We start from the raw sequence: 18,198 nt of genomic DNA, 5'->3' as shown, positions 1-18,198 counted from the left end.
CAGACAAAGCTATAGAAATCCGCGGTAAAACAGAAGTTCAGCCCGTTTCACACAATTTTCACGTTTTTCTTACAGTTCGAAGCTTCGCACAACGCCAGACGAATGCCATAGCAGCGGTAGGATTTTTCTCAAATGTATGGGGTCTGCGCTAGTCCAGAATTGCGTTTCATGGGGCGCCCCCTCTGCCAGCCACCCACGTTCGGCCAACAGGCGCTGAAGTTGCCGGGCCACGGCGGCGCCGGTGTCGATCAGGCTGATGTGCCTTGGGATCATGTCCTTGAGCAAAGGCTTGAGGAATGGATAGTGGGTGCAGCCCAGGATCAGCGTATCGCAGCCGGCTGCAAGCAACGGCTCGACGTAGTGTTGCAGCAGTTGATGCAGGGCCTGGCTGTGCAAGTCCCCCGCTTCGATCAACTCGACCAGGCCCGGGCACGGCTGGGTGATGACGCGCACATCGGTGGCGAAACGGTCGAGCAAGGCGGCGAATTTGGCGCTCTGCAAGGTGCCGGTGGTCGCCAGCACCCCGACGATACCGCTGCGGGTTGCGGCGGCCGCCGGTTTGACCGCCGGTTCCATGCCGACGATCGGCCAGCGGGGAAAATCGCGCCGTAGATCGGCGACCGCGGCCACCGTAGCGGTGTTGCAGGCGACCACCAACGCCTTGGCGCCCTGACTGAAGAGAAAGTCGGCAATGATCGCGCAACGTTGTCGGATGTATTCCGGGCTCTTCTCGCCGTAGGGAATGTGCCCACAGTCAGCCACGTACAGCAGCGACTCATCGGGCAGCAACTGACGGATCTCCCCCAGCACCGACAGCCCGCCGACTCCCGAGTCCAGCACGCCCACCGGTGCGTCATTCATGCGAGCCACCACAGACACTGCACCCCGGGTCGCGCTTGACCCGCAATTCGCGGAAACGCGTGCCCAGGGCGTCGATCAGCAATAGCCGTCCCACCAGCGGCTCGCCGAAACCGACCAGCAGCTTCAAGGCTTCAAGGGCTTGCAGACTGCCCACCAACCCCACCAGCGGCCCGATCACACCGGCTTCGCTACAGGTTAGCTCGGCTTCGCTGCCATGGCCGTAGAGGCAGTGGTAGCAAGGGCTTTCGGGGCGACGCGGGTCGAACACCGACAACTGCCCTTCCAGGCGAATCGCCGCGCCGCTGACCAGCGGCTTACCCGCCGCGACACAGGCCGCGTTCACCGCTTCGCGGGTCGAGAAATTGTCCGAGCAGTCGAGCACCACATCCACCGCCGCGACCGCAGCGGCCAAGCTGTCTTCGTCCATGGCGGCCCGGTGAGGCACCAACCGAACCTCGGGGTTGATCGCCCCCAGGCGCCGCATCGCCGAATCGACCTTGCTCAGGCCGACGCTGTCGGTGTCGTGAATGACCTGGCGTTGCAGGTTGGTCAGGTCGACGCTGTCGAAATCCGCCAGGTGCATCTCACCCACGCCAGCGGCGGCCAGGTACAACGCCACTGGAGCGCCGAGCCCGCCGAGGCCGATGATCAACACGCGGCTTTGCTTGAGACGCAATTGGCCATCGATGTCGACGTGCTGCAACAGAATCTGCCGGCTGTAGCGCAACAGCTCCTGATCGTTCAGCACGGCAGGCACCCCAGGCTGATGCGCTCATGGCCCCCCAGGTCCTTGCGGCTGTGGACCTCGACAAACCCCTGGGCACCCAACAAATCGCGCACCGCCTCGGCCTGATCGTAACCATGCTCGAGCATCAGCCAGCCCCCCGGTTCGAGGTGCGCTGGCGTCTGGGCCACGATCTGGCGCAGATCATCGAGCCCGTCCGGCCCGGCCACCAAGGCACTGGCCGGCTCGAAACGCACGTCGCCCTCGGCCAGGTGCGGATCGCTGGCCGCGATGTACGGCGGGTTGCTGATGATCAACTGGAAACGCTCGCCCTCCAAGGCGCTGAACCAGTGGCTGCTCAACACCGTGACATTGCGCAGGGCCAGGCGCTGGCGATTGCGTTCGGCCAGGGCCACGGCCTCCAGCACCCGGTCGACCGCCGTGACGCTCCAGGCCGCACGCTCACTGGCCAATGCCAGGGCAATCGCGCCGCTGCCGGTGCCCAGGTCCAGGACCCGGGCCGGTGTCGCGGGCAGCAAGGCCAGTGCGGTTTCCACCAGCAGTTCGGTGTCGGGACGCGGGATCAGCGTATGGGGCGCGACTTCCAAGTCGAGTTTCCAGAAACCCTGTTGCCCAAGGATGTAGGCCACCGGCTCGCCGGAGCGACGGCGACGCAGGTATTCGGAGAACAGCAGCGCCGCCTCGCTGGGCACGATCCGCTCGGGCCAGGTGTGCAGGAAGCTGCGGGACTTGCCCAGGGCAGCGGCCAGCAACAACTCGACATCCAGCCGTGGCGTGGGCGAATCCGGCAGCTCGGCGGCGCGTAACAGACTGGCGATGATGGTCATTTATTCACCTGTGCTTACTCGCCAATCGCCGCCAACTGGTCGGCCTGGTATTCGGCCAGCAACGGCTCGATGACCGCATCGACACCGCCGGCCAGGATCTCGTCCAGGGAATACAGGGTCAGGTTGACGCGATGGTCGGTGACCCGGCCCTGGGCGAAGTTGTAGGTACGGATCCGTTCGGAACGATCGCCCGAGCCCACCAGCAATTTGCGTTCGCTGGCGATGGCGTTGGCAGCGGCGCTGGTCTGCTGGTCGTTGAGCTTGGCCGACAACCAGGCCATGGCCCGCGCACGGTTCTTGTGCTGGGAACGCTCTTCCTGGCACTCGACCACGATGCCCGAGGGCAAGTGGGTGATGCGGATCGCCGAGTCGGTCTTGTTGACGTGCTGGCCGCCCGCGCCCGAAGAACGGTACGTGTCGATCCGCAGGTCAGCCGGGTTGATCTCGATGGCTTCCTGCTCGTCCGGCTCGGGCAATATCGCCACGGTGCAGGCCGAGGTGTGGATGCGCCCCTGGGATTCGGTGGCCGGCACGCGCTGCACGCGGTGGGCGCCGGATTCGAACTTGAGCTTGCCGTAGACATTGTCGCCTTCGACCCGGGCGATGACTTCTTTATAGCCGCCGTGCTCGCCTTCGTTCTCCGACAGGATCTCCACGCGCCAACCGCGACGCTCGGCATAACGCGAATACATGCGGAACAGGTCGCCGGAAAAAATCGCCGCCTCGTCGCCGCCAGTGCCGGCACGGATCTCGAGGAACACGTTGCGCCCATCATTCGGGTCCTTGGGCAGCAGCATGCGTTGCAGGTTGCTTTCCAGTTCGAGCAACTGCTCCTTGGCTTCGCGCACTTCCTCCACGGCCATTTCGCGCATGTCCGGGTCGCTGTCCTTGAGCAGCGCCTGGGCGCCTTCGAGGTCGCCCTGCACTTTAAGCAGCTGTTTATAGGTGGCGACAATCGGCTCGACTTCCGCGTATTCCTTGGAATAGGTGCGGAATTTGTTCTGGTCGGCAATGACTTCGCCATCGCCCAGCAAGGCGGTCAATTCTTCGAAACGGTCCTGGAGGATGTCCAGTTTGTTGAGCAGCGACGCTTTCATTGCGGTTTTTTATCCGAAAAGCTATCCGGTGAGCCCTCACCGAGGGCAAAGAGTTCCTGGGCCATGGCCAGCGCATCGAGGCGGCCTTCGGCAGTCAGCTTCTTGAGCTGGACACTGGGGGCGTGGAGCAACTTGTTGGTCAGGCCGCGGGCCAGTTGCACCAGCACCTCTTCGGCACTGCCACCGTTGGCCAGCAGGCGCTGGGCCTTTTGCAGCTCCTCGTCGCGCAGGCGTTCGCTCTGTTGACGATACGCCTTGAGCACATCCACCGCCGCCAGCTCGCGCAGGCGCACCATGAAGTCCTCGGCGCCGACGCTGACCATCTCTTCCGCCGCCTGGGCCGCGCCCTGCCGGCTCTTGAGGTTCTCGGCCACCACCTCGTGCAGGTCGTCGACGCTATAGAGGTAAACATCGTCCAGCTCGCCGACTTCCGGCTCGATGTCCCGGGGAACGGCGATGTCCACCATGAAAATCGGCTTGTGCTTGCGCAGCTTCAGGGCGCTTTCCACGGCGCCCTTGCCGAGGATCGGCAACTGGCTGGCGGTGGAACTGATGACGATGTCGCTGTGCACCAGTTCGGCGGGAATGTCCGACAGCAGCACCGCATGGGCACCAAACTGTTCGGCCAGGGTGCTGGCCCGCTCCAGGGTCCGGTTGGCGACGACAATGCGTTTCACCCCCAGGTCGTGGAGATGGCGAGCGACCAGGGTGATGGTCTCGCCAGCGCCGATCAGCAGCGCCTGGCTGCGTTGCAAATCACTGAAAATCTGTTTCGCCAGGCTGACGGCGGCGAACGCCACGGACACCGGATTCTCGCCGATGGCGGTGTCGGTGCGCACCTGCTTGGCGGCATTGAAGGTGGCCTGGAACAAGCGCCCCAGCAGCGGGCCGACGGTGCCGGCCTCGCGGGCCACGGCGTAGGCCGATTTCATCTGGCCGAGAATCTGCGGCTCGCCCAGCACCAGCGAGTCGAGCCCCGAGGCGACGCGCATCATGTGACGAACGGCCGCATCGTCTTCATGCACATAGGCACTGGCGCGCAGCTCTTCAAGGCTCAGGTTGTGATATTCGGCCAGCCAGCGCAGCACCGAATCGGCCGAAACGTGATCCTGTTCTATATAAAGCTCACTGCGATTGCAGGTGGAGAGGATCGCAGCTTCGCGGCTGTCGGTGAGCCGGCAGAGCTGCTGCAGGGCCTCAACCAGCTGCTCAGGCGTAAAGGCCACGCGCTCGCGGACGTCTACTGAAGCAGTCTTGTGGTTAATACCGAGTGCAAGGAAGGCCATTCAAGGTCGCTGATGGTGACGTGAAGCCGGTAATTGTCCTACTTCGTCAGATTCAGAACAACCACTCGATCTCTATCGCCCTGCCCTGGGGTTGTAAATCGACGGGGCGGTTATGTTTGACCCAAGGCTTGTGTCATGATGATCCGACCGCAGGTTAGTCGTCCTCTTCCTATATGAATAGATCTTCCGCGTTGCTCCTCGCCCTTGCCTTGCTCAGCGGCTGCCAGTCCATGGCCCCCGTTTCGACGGACGGTACGCCGCCAGTCGAAGACAGCGTGCAGGCCCCTGAAAAACCCAAGGTCTATGGCTCGTTCAGCGAAGAAACCATCTTCAGCCTGTTGAGCGCCGAACTGGCAGGCCAGCGCAATCGCTTCGACATTGCGCTGGACAACTACGTGACCCAGGCCATCAATACCCAGGACCCGGGCATCTCCGAACGGGCATTTCGCATTGCCGAATACCTGGGCGCCGACCAGCCCGCGCTGGATACCGCGCTGATCTGGGCCAGGAATGCCCCCGATGACCTGGAAGCGCAGCGCGCCGCCGCCGTGCAACTGGCCCGGGCCGGGCGCTACGACGACTCCATGGTCTATATGGAGAAAGTCCTGCTGGGCAAGGGCGACACCCATTTCGACTTCCTGGCACTGTCCGCCGCCGATACCGACCAGGAAACCCGCAACGGCCTGATGAAAAGCTTCGATCGCCTGTTGCAGCGCCACCCGAATAACGGCCAGCTGATTTTCGGCAAGGCCCTGCTGCTGCAACAGGATGGCGACACCCAGGGCGCCCTCACCCTGCTGGAAGACAACCCGCCGGAGGCCGGCGAAGTGGCGCCGATCCTGCTGCGTGCCCGCCTGCTGCAAGGCTTGAACCGCGGCGACGAAGCCTTGCCGCTGCTGGAAAAAAGCATCAAGAAATACCCGGACGACAAACGCCTGCGCCTCACCTACGCCCGCATGCTGGTGGAAAACAACCGCATGGACGACGCCAAGGTGGAGTTCTCCAGCCTGGTCCAGCAATACCCGGAAGACGATGAGCTGCGCTATTCCCTGGCGCTGGTCTGCCTGGAAGCCAAGGCTTGGGAAGAGGCCAAGGGTTATCTGGAAGACCTGATCGCCCGGGAAAGCCATGTCGACTCGGCCCATTTGAACCTGGGTCGCATCGCCGAGGAACGCAACGACCCCGAGAGCGCACTGATCGAGTACGCCCAGGTTGGCCCGGGCAACGACTATCTGCCGGCGCAGTTGCGCCAGGCCGATATCCTGATGGGCAACGGCAAGACCGCCGAGGCCCAGAGCCGCCTCGCCGTACAGCGCGACTCCCAGCCGGACTACGGCATCCAGTTGTACCTGATCGAAGCCGAAACCCTGTCGGCCAACAATCAGGGCGACAAGGCCTGGAACGTACTGCAGCAAGCCTTGAAGCAGTACCCGGACGATCTGAACCTGTTGTATACCCGCGCCATGCTGGCGGAAAAACGCAATGACCTGGCCCAGATGGAAAAAGACCTGCGCCTGATCATCCAGCGTGACCCGGACAACGCCATGGCCCTCAATGCCCTGGGCTACACCTTGTCGGATCGCACCACCCGCTATGACGAAGCCAAGTTGCTGATCGAACAGGCCCACCAGATCAATCCGGAAGACCCGGCGGTACTCGACAGCCTTGGCTGGGTGAATTTCCGCCTGGGCAATCTCGACGAAGCCGAACGCCTGTTGCGCCAGGCCCTGGAGCGCTTTCCCGACCAGGAAGTCGCCGCTCACCTGGGCGAGGTCCTATGGGCCAACGGCAAACAACGCGAAGCCCGGCAGATCTGGAGCCGATTCCTCAAGGATCAGCCTGACAGCCCTATCTTGCGCAGCACCATCAAACGCCTGACCGGATCCGAGACTCTTTAAGATTATGTTTTTGCGCCATTTCATCGTTTTCAGCTTCATTGCCTTGCTCGCCGGTTGCGCGGGCTTCGGCGCCCGTGAATCCGTCCAGGGCCAGGGCAACCAGGCCCAGTGGCGCGAGCACAAGCAACAACTGAGCGGCCTCGACGGCTGGCAGATCGACGGCAAGATCGGCATCCGCGCCCCGAAAGACTCGGGCAGCGGCACGCTGTTCTGGCTGCAACGCCAGGACTACTACGACATCCGCCTGTCGGGCCCACTGGGTCGCGGCGCGGCCCGCCTGACTGGCCGGCCGGGCCAGGTTTCCCTGGAAGTCGCCAATCAGGGACGCTACGAAGCCCCCACCCCCGAAGCGCTGCTGGAAGAACAGCTGGGCTGGAAACTGCCGGTCTCCCACCTGACCTGGTGGGTTCGCGGGCTGCCGGCACCGGACAGTAAAAGTCGCCTGACCCTCGACGCCGACAGTCGCCTGTCCAACCTGGAACAGGATGACTGGCAGATCGAATACCTCAGCTATGCCCAGCAGAACGGCTACTGGCTGCCCGAACGCATCAAGTTGCACGGCAGCAACCTCGACGTCACGCTGGTGATCAAACAATGGCAGCCGCGCAAGCTGGGGCAATGAGATGACCGCTGCACGCCTGACCCTGCCCTCCCCGGCCAAGCTCAACCTGATGCTGCACATCCTCGGCCGCCGTCCGGACGGCTACCACGAGTTGCAGACGATCTTCCAGTTCCTGGACTACGGCGACGAGATCACCTTCGCCGTGCGCGACGACGGCGTGATTCATCTGCACACCGAGTTCGAAGGCGTGCCCCACGACAGCAACCTGATCGTCAAGGCCGCGAAACAACTCCAGGCGCAATCCGGTTGCAGGCTGGGCATCGATATCTGGATCGAAAAAATCCTGCCCATGGGCGGCGGCATCGGTGGCGGCAGCTCGAATGCGGCGACGACTTTATTGGGCCTCAACCATTTGTGGCAGCTTGGCTGGGAGATCGATCGCCTGGCTGCCCTGGGCCTGACGCTGGGCGCCGACGTGCCGGTTTTCGTGCGTGGCCACGCCGCTTTCGCCGAGGGCGTCGGGGAAAAACTCACCCCAGTGGAACCCGAGGAACCCTGGTACTTGGTGCTGGTGCCGCAAGTATCTGTAAGTACAGCAGAAATTTTTTCAGATCCACTGTTGACACGTAACTCTCCTCCCATTAAAGTGCGCCCCGTTCCCAAGGGAAACAGTCGAAATGACTGCTTACCGGTGGTAGCAAGGCGTTATCCAGATGTTCGTAACGCTTTGAATTTGTTAGGTAAATTTACCGAAGCAAAACTCACCGGAACTGGAAGTTGTGTGTTTGGGGGCTTCCCAAGCAAAGCTGAAGCTGATAAAGTCTCGGCCCTTCTTACAGAGACCCTTACAGGGTTTGTAGCAAAAGGAAGCAACGTTTCGATGTTGCATCGCAAGCTGCAGGACCTGCTCTAAAAGGAATCGAGTGCTGGGCACTCGCAGCAACAGATACAGGGGCGTCGCCAAGCGGTAAGGCAGCAGGTTTTGATCCTGCCATGCGTTGGTTCGAATCCAGCCGCCCCTGCCATTTTCCTATACTCATCCAGGTATACCCTCAGCCTTCAGGTACTGCGCGTGTCCAAGATGATGGTCTTTACGGGGAACGCCAACCCCGATCTGGCTCGACGTGTCGTACGTCAGCTGCATATCCCTCTCGGTGACATTTCTGTCGGTAAATTTTCCGACGGCGAAATCACTGCCGAGATCAATGAAAACGTTCGCGGTAAAGACGTCTTCATTATTCAGCCGACTTGCGCTCCGACCAACGATAACCTGATGGAACTCGTCGTGATGGCTGATGCCTTCCGCCGTTCCTCGGCTACTCGTATCACTGCTGTTATTCCTTACTTTGGTTATGCCCGTCAGGATCGCCGTCCGCGTTCCGCACGCGTGGCCATCAGCGCGAAAGTCGTGGCTGATATGCTCACCGTAGTCGGCATCGACCGTGTCCTCACGGTTGATCTGCATGCCGACCAGATTCAGGGTTTCTTCGATATTCCCGTGGATAACATCTACGGCTCCCCCGTCCTGGTGGATGATATCGAAGATCAGCGCTTCGAAAACCTGATGATCGTGTCCCCGGACATTGGCGGCGTCGTGCGTGCACGGGCTGTTGCCAAATCCTTGGGCGTAGATCTGGGTATCATCGACAAACGCCGTGAGAAAGCCAATCACTCCGAAGTGATGCATATCATCGGCGACGTCGAAGGGCGTACCTGTATCCTGGTCGATGACATGGTCGATACCGCCGGCACCCTGTGCCACGCGGCCAAGGCCCTGAAAGAGCATGGCGCTGCCAAGGTCTTTGCCTACTGCACACACCCTGTGCTGTCCGGTCGGGCAATCGAGAACATTGAAAATTCCGTGCTGGACGAGCTGGTGGTGACCAACACCATTCCGCTGTCCGCTGCAGCACAAGCCTGTGCGCGTATCCGTCAACTGGATATCGCACCGGTGGTTGCCGAAGCGGTTCGCCGCATCAGCAATGAAGAATCGATCAGCGCGATGTTCCGCTAAGGGCCCTGCCCTTTCCAGGACACCTCGTTGACGAAAAGCGCCCCGCCCCGACATCACCTGTCGGGGCGGGGCTTTTTTGCCCATACCGTGCCTGACGCTGGTCGCAAACGTCACTCGGTCATGGCTATTTTGGAGATACAACATGAACGATTTTACTCTGAATGCTGAAGTGCGTTCCGACCTGGGGAAAGGTGCGAGCCGCCGCCTGCGTCGTCTCGCAAGCCTGGTTCCAGCTGTAGTCTACGGTGGCGACAAAGCCCCTGAGTCCATCAGCATGCTGGCCAAAGAAGTTGCCAAACTGCTCGAAAACGAAGCGGCCTACAGCCACATCATCGAGCTGAACGTTGGCGGCACCAAGCAAAACGTCGTGATCAAAGCCCTGCAGCGTCACCCGGCCAAAGGCCACGTGATGCACGCTGACTTCGTACGCGTAGTCGCTGGCCAGAAACTGACCGCTATCGTGCCTGTACACTTCGTTGGCGAAGCTGCTCCGATCAAGAAAGGCGGCGAAGTTTCCCACGTTGTTTCGGAAATCGAAGTGACTTGCCTGCCGAAAGACCTGCCTGAATTCATCGAAGTCGACCTGGCTGACGCCGAAGTCGGCACGATCATTCACCTGTCCGACCTCAAGGCTCCTAAAGGCGTTGAGTTTGTTGCTCTGGCACACGGCGATGACAAGGCTGTTGCCAACGTCCACGCTCCACGTGTTGCTCCAGAAGCCACAGAAGAAGGCGCTGCAGAGTAATTTCACTCTGTCGCCGGAGTGACCGGAAACATCGCGGACTGGAACGTAGCGAGACAGCGGGCGAGAACGCGAAGTTTACTCAACGGTAAATCCGCCATTTTCGTCCACTGTCGCAACACCGCCTGATTGCGACATCGTTATCCACACTCCAGGTAGGGCCCCTATCGTGACTGCCATTAAACTGATCGTTGGCCTGGGAAATCCAGGCGCTGAATACGAACAGACCCGGCATAACGCAGGGGCCCTTTTTGTTGAGCGCATCGCGCACGCACAAGGCGTCAGCCTGGCGGTCGATCGCAAGTATTTCGGCCTGACCGGGCGCTTCTCGCATCAGGGTCAGGATGTTCGCCTGTTGATTCCCACCACCTACATGAACCGCAGCGGCCAGGCCGTGGCGGCATTGGCCGGTTTCTTTCGCATCAAGCCTGAAGAAATCCTGGTGGCCCACGACGAACTCGACCTGCCTCCGGGCGTTGCCAAGCTCAAGCAAGGCGGCGGCCATGGCGGTCACAACGGGTTGCGCGACATCATCGCGCAACTGGGTAATCAGAATACCTTTCACCGCCTGCGGCTTGGCATCGGCCACCCGGGCGTTGCCAGTATGGTTTCTAACTTTGTCCTGGGTCGTGCGCCTCGCGCCGAACAGGAAAAACTCGATGCCAGCATCGACTTTGCCCTCGGCGTGCTGCCGGATATTCTCGCCGGTGAATGGAACCGCGCGATGAAAAACCTGCACAGCCAGAAGGCCTGACACTTATCCGAGGGGAAACACCATGGGATTCAATTGCGGCATCGTCGGCCTGCCTAACGTCGGCAAGTCCACCCTGTTCAACGCCCTGACCAAATCCGGTATCGCGGCCGAGAACTTCCCCTTCTGCACCATCGAGCCGAACAGCGGCATCGTGCCGATGCCCGATCCGCGCCTGGAAGCCTTGGCGGCTATCGTCAACCCCAAGCGCATCCTGCCGACCACCATGGAATTCGTCGACATCGCAGGCCTGGTGGCTGGCGCGTCGAAAGGCGAAGGCCTGGGCAACAAGTTTTTGGCCAACATCCGTGAAACCGATGCCATCGCCCACGTGGTGCGCTGCTTCGAAGACGAGAACGTGATTCACGTCTCCAACAGCGTCGACCCCAAGCGCGATATCGAAATCATCGACCTGGAACTGATTTTCGCCGACCTCGACAGCTGCGAAAAACAACTGCAGAAAGTTGCCCGCAACGCCAAGGGCGGTGACAAGGACGCGGTTGTGCAGAAGGGCCTGCTGGAGCAGTTGATCGCCCACTTCACCGAAGGCAAGCCTGCGCGCAGCCTGATGAAGAACATGAGCACCGACGAGAAGCTGGTGATCAAGGGCTTCCACCTGTTGACCACCAAACCGGTCATGTACATCGCCAACGTCGCTGAAGACGGTTTCGAGAACAACCCGCACCTGGACGTGGTCAAGGCCATTGCCGAAGAAGAAGGCGCCATGGTCGTTCCGGTCTGCAACAAGATCGAAGCGGAAATCGCCGAGCTGGACGACGGTGAAGAGAAAGACATGTTCCTCGAGGCCCTGGGCCTGGAAGAGCCTGGCCTGAACCGCGTGATCCGCGCCGGCTACGAGATGCTCCACCTGCAGACCTACTTCACCGCCGGTGTCGAAGAAGTGCGCGCCTGGACCGTCCGCGTGGGTGCCACCGCACCGCAAGCCGCCGGTGTGATCCACACTGACTTCGAAAAAGGCTTCATTCGTGCCGAAGTCATCGCCTACTCGGATTTCATCCAGTACAAGGGCGAAGCGGGCGCCAAGGAAGCGGGTAAATGGCGTCTGGAAGGCAAGGAATACATCGTCAAGGATGGCGACGTGATGCACTTCCGCTTTAACGTCTGACCCGCCACGCCGCTTCCACGCAGCATTCGAAAAGCCCCGTTATCGCCCCGCGATGCGGGGCTTTTGCGTTGGAGCATCTCATTGCAACCCGGAACCGTCCGATATCAATCCGCCGCCCGCCTCCCCCTGGGCTTCGTTTGCTTGAATAGCTGTCCTGCCCAAATAACGTGTAACGGTCCATTCGCAGGCGTGCTCAAATGACCAGCCGCCGGTTTGCCGTCCCATGAGTTTGTGTCACAGGCAGCGGGTTATTCATCCGTGTTACATGATAAAGGAAGCATCATGGCCAACCCCTACCGCGAACTGTTCTCCACCCCGGGCGCCATCGGGCTAGTGATGACGAGCGCCATTGCCCGTCTGCCACAGGCAATGATCGGCATTGGCCTCATCACCATGTTGGTGCAACAGACAGGACTTTATTGGCTGGCAGGCGCGGTCGCCGGTACTTATACCCTGGCGACTGCGCTTATCGGTCCGCAAGTATCGAAACTTGTCGACCGGCGGGGGCAACGCCGGGTTCTGCCCCCTCTGGCGGCCTTCAGCACCAGTATGCTGCTCGCGCTGATCATTGCCGTGTACATGAGCGCTCCGGTCCCACTACTGTTTATCCTCGCGGCATTGGCGGGCACGATGCCAAGCATGCCCGCCATGATAAGGGCACGCTGGATACAACTTTTCCGTGGCAAGCCACAGCTACATACAGCCTTTTCCCTGGATACCGTTATAACTGAACTGGCCTTTGTCATCGGCCCACCACTTGCCATTGGTTTGAGCATCAGTTTTTTTGCCCAAGCCGGGCCCCTTGCTGCGGTCTTTTTGTTGATGGTCGGCGTGACGGCGTTTCTCATGCAGCGGCAGACGGAACCGAAGGTGGTCGTGGGCACAGCGAGGAGCACAGGCTCGACCTTGCTTATCCGCGGCGTTCCTACCATCGTTCTGGCACTGTTGGCGATGGGCGTCATTGGAGGATCCGTTGACGTGGCGGTTGTCGCCTTCGCCAACGCACAGGGCTGGCCGGCGTCTGCCAGCTTCATCCTGGCAACCTATGCCCTCGGTTCACTGATCGCGGGCCTGACGTTCGGCGCCTTGAGGGCTTCCATACCGATTGATCAGCAGTTTTTAATCGGGTCGCTGGTAACGGCAGTCACTGCTGTGTTGCCCATTCTTTCACCGGACGTCTATGTCCTTTCCGGCATGTTATTTTTGGCAGGCATGTCGTTTGCGCCAACGATGGTCATCATCATGAATCTCGGTACGATGATTGTTCCGCCTTCCAGGATCACCGAAGGGTTTACGTGGATGTCGACCGGCGTCAGCATCGGCGTAGCGCTCGGCGGCGTATTGGCGGGTTTGGTCATCGACGCCTGTGGCGCGCAGGCAGGGTTCGGCGTCGCGATTGTCGCGGGCCTGGCCATGGTGCTGATAGTGCTTTCAGGGCTACGTACACTGCGCACTTCGTCCGCAACTGGTCACGAAATCACCTTCCAGTGATGTGCATTGCTGGACTTGATGCTTGCCTCGATTTCCAGAATCCATTCAGTGTGACCACCACTCGGTGCCTCGCCAGGGCTCGGCATGCCCTCACTCCGGCATTTATGTAACTGAACCACCGGCATCGCGAGCAAGCTCGCTCCCACATGGACTCGCGGGTGTTCACAGCATCTGTATACGACACAAGAACCTGTGGGAGCGAGCTTGCTCGCGATGACGTCAGCACAACCAACATCACCGCAAACTGATCCTCCGCGATCGCGAGCAGGCTCGCTCCCACAGAAGGAACGCGTTCGCTCTAAGCCAGGGCCACCTCGCTTTGGTTTTTGACCTGGGGCTCCCCGTTATCACGCTGGCCGAACGCAGGCATTATGGAATGGGCATCCCGGCATGGATGCCGGGATAGCCGTGGCATTACTCCACAATCCGACTAGAACAGATAGCCTATGTAAACCGCGACGCCACCACCGGCCTGCAGGCCAGCGTTCATGCCGGCCATGACCACCGCCCCCTTGGCCGACTTCGCCAGCCGCTGGTTGACCAGGGTGGAAGCGATGAGCGAGGTCGCCGGGTTGGAACTCAGTGCCATCGACAACGCCAGCAACTTGGGATCGAGCCCGAACAACAGCGCCGTGGCCGAACCGCCGATTCCCAGGCCCACCCCGACTTCGGTGTACATGCAAGGCCCGGTGATGTCGTCACTGGTCAGGTCGCGAGCGACCAAGGCATCGCTGACAAACACCTTGCCGGTGCTGGGAAAGGCCTCCGCCGCCCCCGCTGCCGACACGCCCTTGCCCTTGATCTGGATATTGATCTTGCCGAAACGCGGCAGCCGCGCACCAAATCCGGCACCTACTCCGACGCCGCCGTAGCGGTAGCTGACGTCCTCGCCCTGGGGCGAACGCAGGATGATCGAACCACCACTGCCCGCCACCATGACCACGGTCAGGCCGCCGCCGCTGGCGGTCTGATACTGCCAGCGACTTTCATTGACCGGGATCGGGATGTTGTAGCTCATACGTTAAAGTCCTTTATGTGAATGAACCGCACCGCGACCGCGCTGACGGATAGCTTTTGCCAGACCGACAAGCGTGAACACCAGACCGATAAGGCCCAGGACCCCGGAAGTGCCCCACAGCGCGGCCGAGTCATCGACGATGGCGCTGTTGGCCGGCTGCTCGGGCAGGTAATACACCCGCACCGGCTGCCCCTGCTGATAGCCGAAGATGAAGCCGCCCTGGGGGTAGGAGATGTTTTCACCACTGCTCGTGGTGAAGGCGATCTCAGGATGCGAACCTCCGGCATTCAAGTGGCTGACGATGCCATCGGCGGTCTGTGCGCGGTCGAGAAACTCGCGTCGCTCAAGCGTGAGATTGATGGCAATGCTCAACAAGCCGATACCAATCAGGGCAAACAGCAGGCCCAGCAATATCTTCCCGATGTGTGATGGGGTGTCGTTGGCCATGGCTTGTCTCAGTGTTCGTCCATGAAAAGGGCCGTCAGGATAGCAAGAAGCGGCGCGATGCCGCACCTTCCGAAAATCATTCCCGCAATCGTACGATGCCAGGAGAGGCCTCTCAGTGGCGAGTGGTGATAAACACCCTGATCGACTACCATGCCGACCGCCGGTTCCCCAACGGGACTAATAGGGAATCCGAGATGCCTCGCACGGCATCAAACGGAACTGCCCCCGCAACTGTAGGTGCTGAGCCTGCTCCTCAATGGCCACTGGGATCGCCCCGGGAAGGTTGGAGCCAGGCCATGACGCATCAGTCAGGAGACCTGCCGGCCAAGTCAATCACTAACCGGCGGGGTGTCCGGGAAGAGCATCCTTGCGTTGCGCGTCACTGGGCCGATCGGCACTTCAGTGCTTTAGCGACAGCGTTCGATGATGTGTTTTCCAGTCCGTCCCCTGCTCCGTGTACGGTCAACTGGAGTTTGCATCATGCTGCTGCCCCGCCTTGCCCCCCTCGTCATAGCCCTGGGTCTGCCGAGCCTCGCCCACGCGGCCCCGACTCACTATCCCCTGACCCTGGAGAACTGCGGCAGCACGCTGACCTTTGAACAACCACCCAGTCGCGCCGTGACCATCGGCCAGGCCGGCACTGAAATGCTCTATGCCCTGGGGTTGAGCGACAAGGTGGTCGGTACTTCGCTCTGGTTCAACGATGTGCAGATGAAGTACAAGGCGCAGAACGACAAGATCGAACGCCTGGCCGATAACGAGCCGAGCTTCGAGGCGGTGATCGGCAAACGTCCACAGCTGGTGGCGGTGGAGCTGGAATGGATGGTCGGACCGCAAGGCGTGGTCGGCACCCGCCAGCAGTTTCACGAACTGAAGATCCCCACCTACCTGATGCCCTCCGATTGCGAGGCCAAGGATAATCTGGTCGGTGCGGATGGCACGCGGCTGGAGGCGTTTCGCATCGACAGCATCTACAAGAGCATCAGCCAGTTGGCTGAAATCTTCGACGTACAAGAGCGTGGCCAGCAGTTGAACGCCCAACTCAAGGCCAGCCTGGCGAAGTCTATCGCCACGGTGCAGGCCAAGGATCTGAAGCAGACGAGCGCGCTGTTCTGGTTCTCCAGCGCCAGCCTGGATATCGATCCCTATGTGGCTGGGCACAAAGGCGTTCCTGACTTCATGCTCAGTACCCTGGGCGTGCGCAACGTGGTTGAATCCGATGAGGAATGGCCAACCGTCGGCTGGGAAACCATCGCCAAGGCCAACCCGACCTTCCTGGTCATTGCCCGCATGGATCGCCGACGTTTTCCGGCGGATGACCATGAAAAGAAGCTGCAATTCCTGCGCAGTGACCCGGTGACCCGCAATATGGACGCGGTGAAAAACAACCGCATCATCATTCTCGATGCGATGGCCATGCAAGCGAGCATCAGAATGTTCGACGGCCTGGAAACCCTGGCGACGGCCATCAGCGGCTACGACCTGCCGAAATGACTTCGACGCTGATTCGAACGTTGCTGGCGTTGGTGACGCTGCTCCTGGCAGTGATTGCCGGTGTGGCCATCGGTGAAACGAGTATCGAGCCGAGTGTGGTGTTCCAGGTGCTGGCCAACAAACTGTGGGCCGCAGGTTATGCCCTCGACCCGATAGACGAAGGCATCGTCTGGAACTACCGGCTGACCCGGGCGCTGGTGGCGGCGGCCTGCGGTGCTGGCCTGGCGACCTGCGGGGTGATCTTGCAATCGCTGTTGCGCAACCCGTTGGCCGATCCTTACCTGCTCGGCATCTCCGCCGGCGCCTCGACAGGCGCGGTACTGGTGGCACTGCTGGGCATTGGGGCGGGACTGGTTTCGTTGTCGGCCGGGGCCTTCGCCGGGGCCGTTGCGGCGTTCGCCGTGGTCGTTTTGCTGGCCCGTGCCAGCCGCTCACCCGCTGGCACCGGGCAGATCATCCTGGCCGGCATTGCCGGCTCGCAGTTGTTCAATGCGCTCACTGCGTTTCTGATTACCAAGTCCGCCAGTTCCGAACAAGCGCGCGGCATCATGTTCTGGTTGCTGGGAAATCTCAGTGGGGTCCGTTGGCCGTCGGTGTGGCTGTCGGTGCCCGTGGCATTGATCGGTCTCGCGGTGTGCCTGTGGCACCGGCGGGCGCTGGATGCCTTTACCTTTGGCGCCGATTCGGCCGCCTCCCTCGGCATTCCGGTACGCCGGGTGCAATTTCTGCTGATCAGCTGCGCGGCACTGGTGACAGCGGTGATGGTGTCGATCGTTGGCTCCATCGGTTTCGTCGGGTTGGTCATTCCCCATGCCGTGCGTTTGTTGCTGGGGACCCGGCATGCGCGCCTGTTGCCGGCGAGTGCACTGGGTGGTGCGGTGTTTCTGATCGCCGCCGATGTCTTCTCTCGAACGCTGATCAAAGGCCAAGTCATCCCGGTCGGCGTCATCACTGCGCTGGTGGGCGCTCCGGTGTTCGCGTTGATCCTGATCGGTCGGAGAAATGCCCGATGAATGCCGTCACCTCTGTCATCGGCGAATCCGTGCTGAGTTGTTCCGGCCTCGGGTTCCATGTGCGGGACGCCGAGTTGTTGCACGATATCCACTTGGACATCCGTCGGGGCGAAACCCTGGGCCTCGTCGGGCCCAACGGTTCGGGAAAATCCACACTGCTCAAACTGCTGGCGGGCGTGCGCGCCCCCAGCCGGGGCGACATTCAGCTCAACCACCAGCCCCTCAAGACGCTGGCACGGCGAACCGTCGCGCAGACCCTGGCCGTGGTTGAGCAACAGGCCGACACACTGGACGCGATCAGCGTGTTCGACGCCGTTGCCTTGGGCCGAACGCCCTGGTTATCGGCCTTGAGTCCGTGGTCAAACGAGGACGCTGCCATCGTCCAGCAGGCGCTGTGGGACGTCGATGCGACGCATTTGAGAAACCGCACCTGGCACAGTCTGTCCGGTGGTGAACGTCAACGTGTTCACATCGCTCGGGCCCTGGCCCAACGCCCACAGATTCTATTGCTGGACGAACCGACCAATCACTTGGATATCCAGCATCAGCTCGCCATTCTGAAAGTGGTGCAAGCGCTACCTGTCACGACGGTCATCGCCCTGCACGACCTGAACCAGGCGTTAACCTGTGATCGCCTGGCGGTACTGGAGCGGGGCCGGCTGGTGGCGCTAGGCAAACCTCTTGAGGTACTGACCCCGCAACGCTTGCAGGCTACGTTCGGCGTGCACGCCCATTACCTGATCGACCCTTTCGACGGCGCGCAGATCCTGCGATTTCGTTCCGTTTGACTGAGCCATGGGGTTCGGAAAAAACCGAACCCCATGCA

Annotated in this window: 18 protein-coding genes, 1 tRNA gene and 1 riboswitch; of the genes, 12 read left to right on the top strand and 7 right to left on the bottom strand. The window is 61.0% G+C overall.

Annotated features, from left to right (window positions below; translation table 11 throughout):
• Positions 1-69: 69 nt before the first annotated feature.
• Genes murI through hemA form a run of 5 tightly spaced genes read right to left on the bottom strand, consistent with a single transcriptional unit; the run spans position 70 to position 4,816 of the window.
• Positions 70-861 (bottom strand): glutamate racemase, encoded by a 792-nt coding sequence (gene murI / locus BLO80_RS18795; RefSeq protein ID WP_092329349.1) that lies wholly within the window; start codon positions 859-861, stop codon positions 70-72.
• Positions 854-1,609 (bottom strand): molybdopterin-synthase adenylyltransferase MoeB, encoded by a 756-nt coding sequence (locus BLO80_RS18790; RefSeq protein ID WP_060743134.1) that lies wholly within the window; start codon positions 1,607-1,609, stop codon positions 854-856. Before BLO80_RS18790 ends, murI begins: the two co-directional genes overlap by 8 nt.
• Positions 1,603-2,433, bottom strand: coding sequence for a peptide chain release factor N(5)-glutamine methyltransferase (gene prmC, locus BLO80_RS18785; RefSeq protein WP_092329347.1), 831 nt, complete (start codon positions 2,431-2,433; stop codon positions 1,603-1,605). The genes BLO80_RS18790 and prmC overlap by 7 nt, the downstream gene beginning before the upstream one ends.
• Before the next feature lie 14 nt (positions 2,434-2,447).
• Complete coding sequence (prfA, locus tag BLO80_RS18780) at positions 2,448-3,530, bottom strand: peptide chain release factor 1 (protein ID WP_092329345.1); 1,083 nt, start codon at positions 3,528-3,530, stop codon at positions 2,448-2,450.
• Positions 3,527-4,816 (bottom strand): glutamyl-tRNA reductase, encoded by a 1,290-nt coding sequence (hemA, locus tag BLO80_RS18775; protein WP_092202501.1) that lies wholly within the window; start codon positions 4,814-4,816, stop codon positions 3,527-3,529. The genes prfA and hemA overlap by 4 nt, the downstream gene beginning before the upstream one ends.
• A 173-nt stretch (positions 4,817-4,989) precedes the next feature.
• On the opposite strand from hemA, the gene BLO80_RS18770 reads away from it, so the two are divergent.
• The 9 genes from BLO80_RS18770 to BLO80_RS18730 all read left to right on the top strand — a co-directional run bounded on the left by BLO80_RS18770 (position 4,990) and on the right by BLO80_RS18730 (position 13,400).
• Positions 4,990-6,714 carry a tetratricopeptide repeat protein gene (locus BLO80_RS18770; protein ID WP_092329342.1) on the top strand — a complete coding sequence of 575 codons (1,725 nt, stop codon included), beginning with the start codon at positions 4,990-4,992 and terminating at the stop codon, positions 6,712-6,714.
• A 4-nt stretch (positions 6,715-6,718) separates the two neighbouring features.
• On the top strand, positions 6,719-7,336 hold the full coding sequence (gene lolB / locus BLO80_RS18765) for a lipoprotein insertase outer membrane protein LolB (protein ID WP_030138578.1): 618 nt from the start codon (positions 6,719-6,721) through the stop codon (positions 7,334-7,336).
• 1 nt (position 7,337) lies between these two features.
• Positions 7,338-8,189 (top strand): 4-(cytidine 5'-diphospho)-2-C-methyl-D-erythritol kinase, encoded by an 852-nt coding sequence (gene ispE, locus BLO80_RS18760; RefSeq protein WP_092329340.1) that lies wholly within the window; start codon positions 7,338-7,340, stop codon positions 8,187-8,189.
• 37 nt (positions 8,190-8,226) lie between these two features.
• Positions 8,227-8,301 (top strand) — tRNA-Gln (locus BLO80_RS18755).
• A 47-nt stretch (positions 8,302-8,348) separates the two neighbouring features.
• A complete protein-coding gene (locus BLO80_RS18750; RefSeq protein ID WP_003171603.1) occupies positions 8,349-9,290 on the top strand; it encodes a ribose-phosphate pyrophosphokinase in 942 nt (313 codons plus the stop codon).
• Between the two features lie 142 nt (positions 9,291-9,432).
• A complete protein-coding gene (locus tag BLO80_RS18745) occupies positions 9,433-10,035 on the top strand; it encodes a 50S ribosomal protein L25/general stress protein Ctc (protein ID WP_092329337.1) in 603 nt (200 codons plus the stop codon).
• 166 nt (positions 10,036-10,201) lie between these two features.
• Positions 10,202-10,786 (top strand): aminoacyl-tRNA hydrolase, encoded by a 585-nt coding sequence (gene pth / locus BLO80_RS18740; RefSeq protein ID WP_045155087.1) that lies wholly within the window; start codon positions 10,202-10,204, stop codon positions 10,784-10,786.
• Between the two features lie 22 nt (positions 10,787-10,808).
• Positions 10,809-11,909 carry a redox-regulated ATPase YchF gene (gene ychF, locus BLO80_RS18735; protein ID WP_060740647.1) on the top strand — a complete coding sequence of 367 codons (1,101 nt, stop codon included), beginning with the start codon at positions 10,809-10,811 and terminating at the stop codon, positions 11,907-11,909.
• Positions 11,910-12,191: 282 nt separating this feature from the next.
• On the top strand, positions 12,192-13,400 hold the full coding sequence (locus tag BLO80_RS18730; RefSeq protein ID WP_092329335.1) for an MFS transporter: 1,209 nt from the start codon (positions 12,192-12,194) through the stop codon (positions 13,398-13,400).
• A gap of 430 nt (positions 13,401-13,830) precedes the next feature.
• Here BLO80_RS18730 and BLO80_RS18725 read toward each other — a convergent pair whose 3' ends face one another.
• Positions 13,831-14,418, bottom strand: coding sequence for a hypothetical protein (locus BLO80_RS18725; RefSeq protein ID WP_092329332.1), 588 nt, complete (start codon positions 14,416-14,418; stop codon positions 13,831-13,833).
• A 3-nt stretch (positions 14,419-14,421) separates the two neighbouring features.
• The gene (locus BLO80_RS18720) at positions 14,422-14,865 is read right to left on the bottom strand and encodes a DUF3592 domain-containing protein (protein ID WP_092329329.1); all 444 of its coding nucleotides are present in this window, start codon (positions 14,863-14,865) and stop codon (positions 14,422-14,424) included.
• 144 nt (positions 14,866-15,009) lie between these two features.
• Positions 15,010-15,205: riboswitch (cobalamin riboswitch) on the top strand.
• A 140-nt stretch (positions 15,206-15,345) separates the two neighbouring features.
• On the opposite strand from BLO80_RS18720, the gene BLO80_RS18715 reads away from it, so the two are divergent.
• From BLO80_RS18715 to BLO80_RS18705, 3 genes are read left to right on the top strand one after another with little or no spacing between them, the layout of a single operon-like run.
• Entirely contained in the window at positions 15,346-16,359 is a 1,014-nt protein-coding gene (locus BLO80_RS18715; protein ID WP_092329327.1) for an ABC transporter substrate-binding protein, read from the top strand.
• Positions 16,356-17,372 (top strand): FecCD family ABC transporter permease, encoded by a 1,017-nt coding sequence (locus BLO80_RS18710; protein WP_092329324.1) that lies wholly within the window; start codon positions 16,356-16,358, stop codon positions 17,370-17,372. Before BLO80_RS18715 ends, BLO80_RS18710 begins: the two co-directional genes overlap by 4 nt.
• On the top strand, positions 17,369-18,160 hold the full coding sequence (locus BLO80_RS18705; RefSeq protein WP_092329322.1) for an ABC transporter ATP-binding protein: 792 nt from the start codon (positions 17,369-17,371) through the stop codon (positions 18,158-18,160). The genes BLO80_RS18710 and BLO80_RS18705 overlap by 4 nt, the downstream gene beginning before the upstream one ends.
• The last annotated feature ends 38 nt before the right edge of the window (positions 18,161-18,198 follow it).

Origin of the sequence: Pseudomonas sp. NFACC56-3, from assembly GCF_900100025.1 — a bacterium.
Classification (GTDB): Bacteria; Pseudomonadota; Gammaproteobacteria; order Pseudomonadales; family Pseudomonadaceae; genus Aquipseudomonas; species Aquipseudomonas fluorescens_AA.
The sequence above is the reverse complement of the archived record's forward strand: the minus strand, read 5'-3'. Positions and strand labels throughout refer to the sequence as shown.

Excerpts from the sequence above, each read along its gene's own strand:
- murI (WP_092329349.1), bottom strand. The coding sequence starts at position 861 with ATGAATGACGCACCGGTGGGCGTGCTGGACTCGGGAGTCGGCGGGCTG.
- prmC (WP_092329347.1), bottom strand. The coding sequence starts at position 2,433 with ATGACCATCATCGCCAGTCTGTTACGCGCCGCCGAGCTGCCGGATTCG.
- prfA (WP_092329345.1), bottom strand. The coding sequence starts at position 3,530 with ATGAAAGCGTCGCTGCTCAACAAACTGGACATCCTCCAGGACCGTTTC.
- hemA (WP_092202501.1), bottom strand. The coding sequence starts at position 4,816 with ATGGCCTTCCTTGCACTCGGTATTAACCACAAGACTGCTTCAGTAGAC.
- BLO80_RS18770 (WP_092329342.1), top strand. The coding sequence starts at position 4,990 with ATGAATAGATCTTCCGCGTTGCTCCTCGCCCTTGCCTTGCTCAGCGGC.
- lolB (WP_030138578.1), top strand. The coding sequence starts at position 6,719 with ATGTTTTTGCGCCATTTCATCGTTTTCAGCTTCATTGCCTTGCTCGCC.
- ispE (WP_092329340.1), top strand. The coding sequence starts at position 7,338 with ATGACCGCTGCACGCCTGACCCTGCCCTCCCCGGCCAAGCTCAACCTG.
- BLO80_RS18745 (WP_092329337.1), top strand. The coding sequence starts at position 9,433 with ATGAACGATTTTACTCTGAATGCTGAAGTGCGTTCCGACCTGGGGAAA.
- ychF (WP_060740647.1), top strand. The coding sequence starts at position 10,809 with ATGGGATTCAATTGCGGCATCGTCGGCCTGCCTAACGTCGGCAAGTCC.
- BLO80_RS18730 (WP_092329335.1), top strand. The coding sequence starts at position 12,192 with ATGGCCAACCCCTACCGCGAACTGTTCTCCACCCCGGGCGCCATCGGG.
- BLO80_RS18725 (WP_092329332.1), bottom strand. The coding sequence starts at position 14,418 with ATGAGCTACAACATCCCGATCCCGGTCAATGAAAGTCGCTGGCAGTAT.
- BLO80_RS18720 (WP_092329329.1), bottom strand. The coding sequence starts at position 14,865 with ATGGCCAACGACACCCCATCACACATCGGGAAGATATTGCTGGGCCTG.
- BLO80_RS18715 (WP_092329327.1), top strand. The coding sequence starts at position 15,346 with ATGCTGCTGCCCCGCCTTGCCCCCCTCGTCATAGCCCTGGGTCTGCCG.
- BLO80_RS18710 (WP_092329324.1), top strand. The coding sequence starts at position 16,356 with ATGACTTCGACGCTGATTCGAACGTTGCTGGCGTTGGTGACGCTGCTC.
- BLO80_RS18705 (WP_092329322.1), top strand. The coding sequence starts at position 17,369 with ATGAATGCCGTCACCTCTGTCATCGGCGAATCCGTGCTGAGTTGTTCC.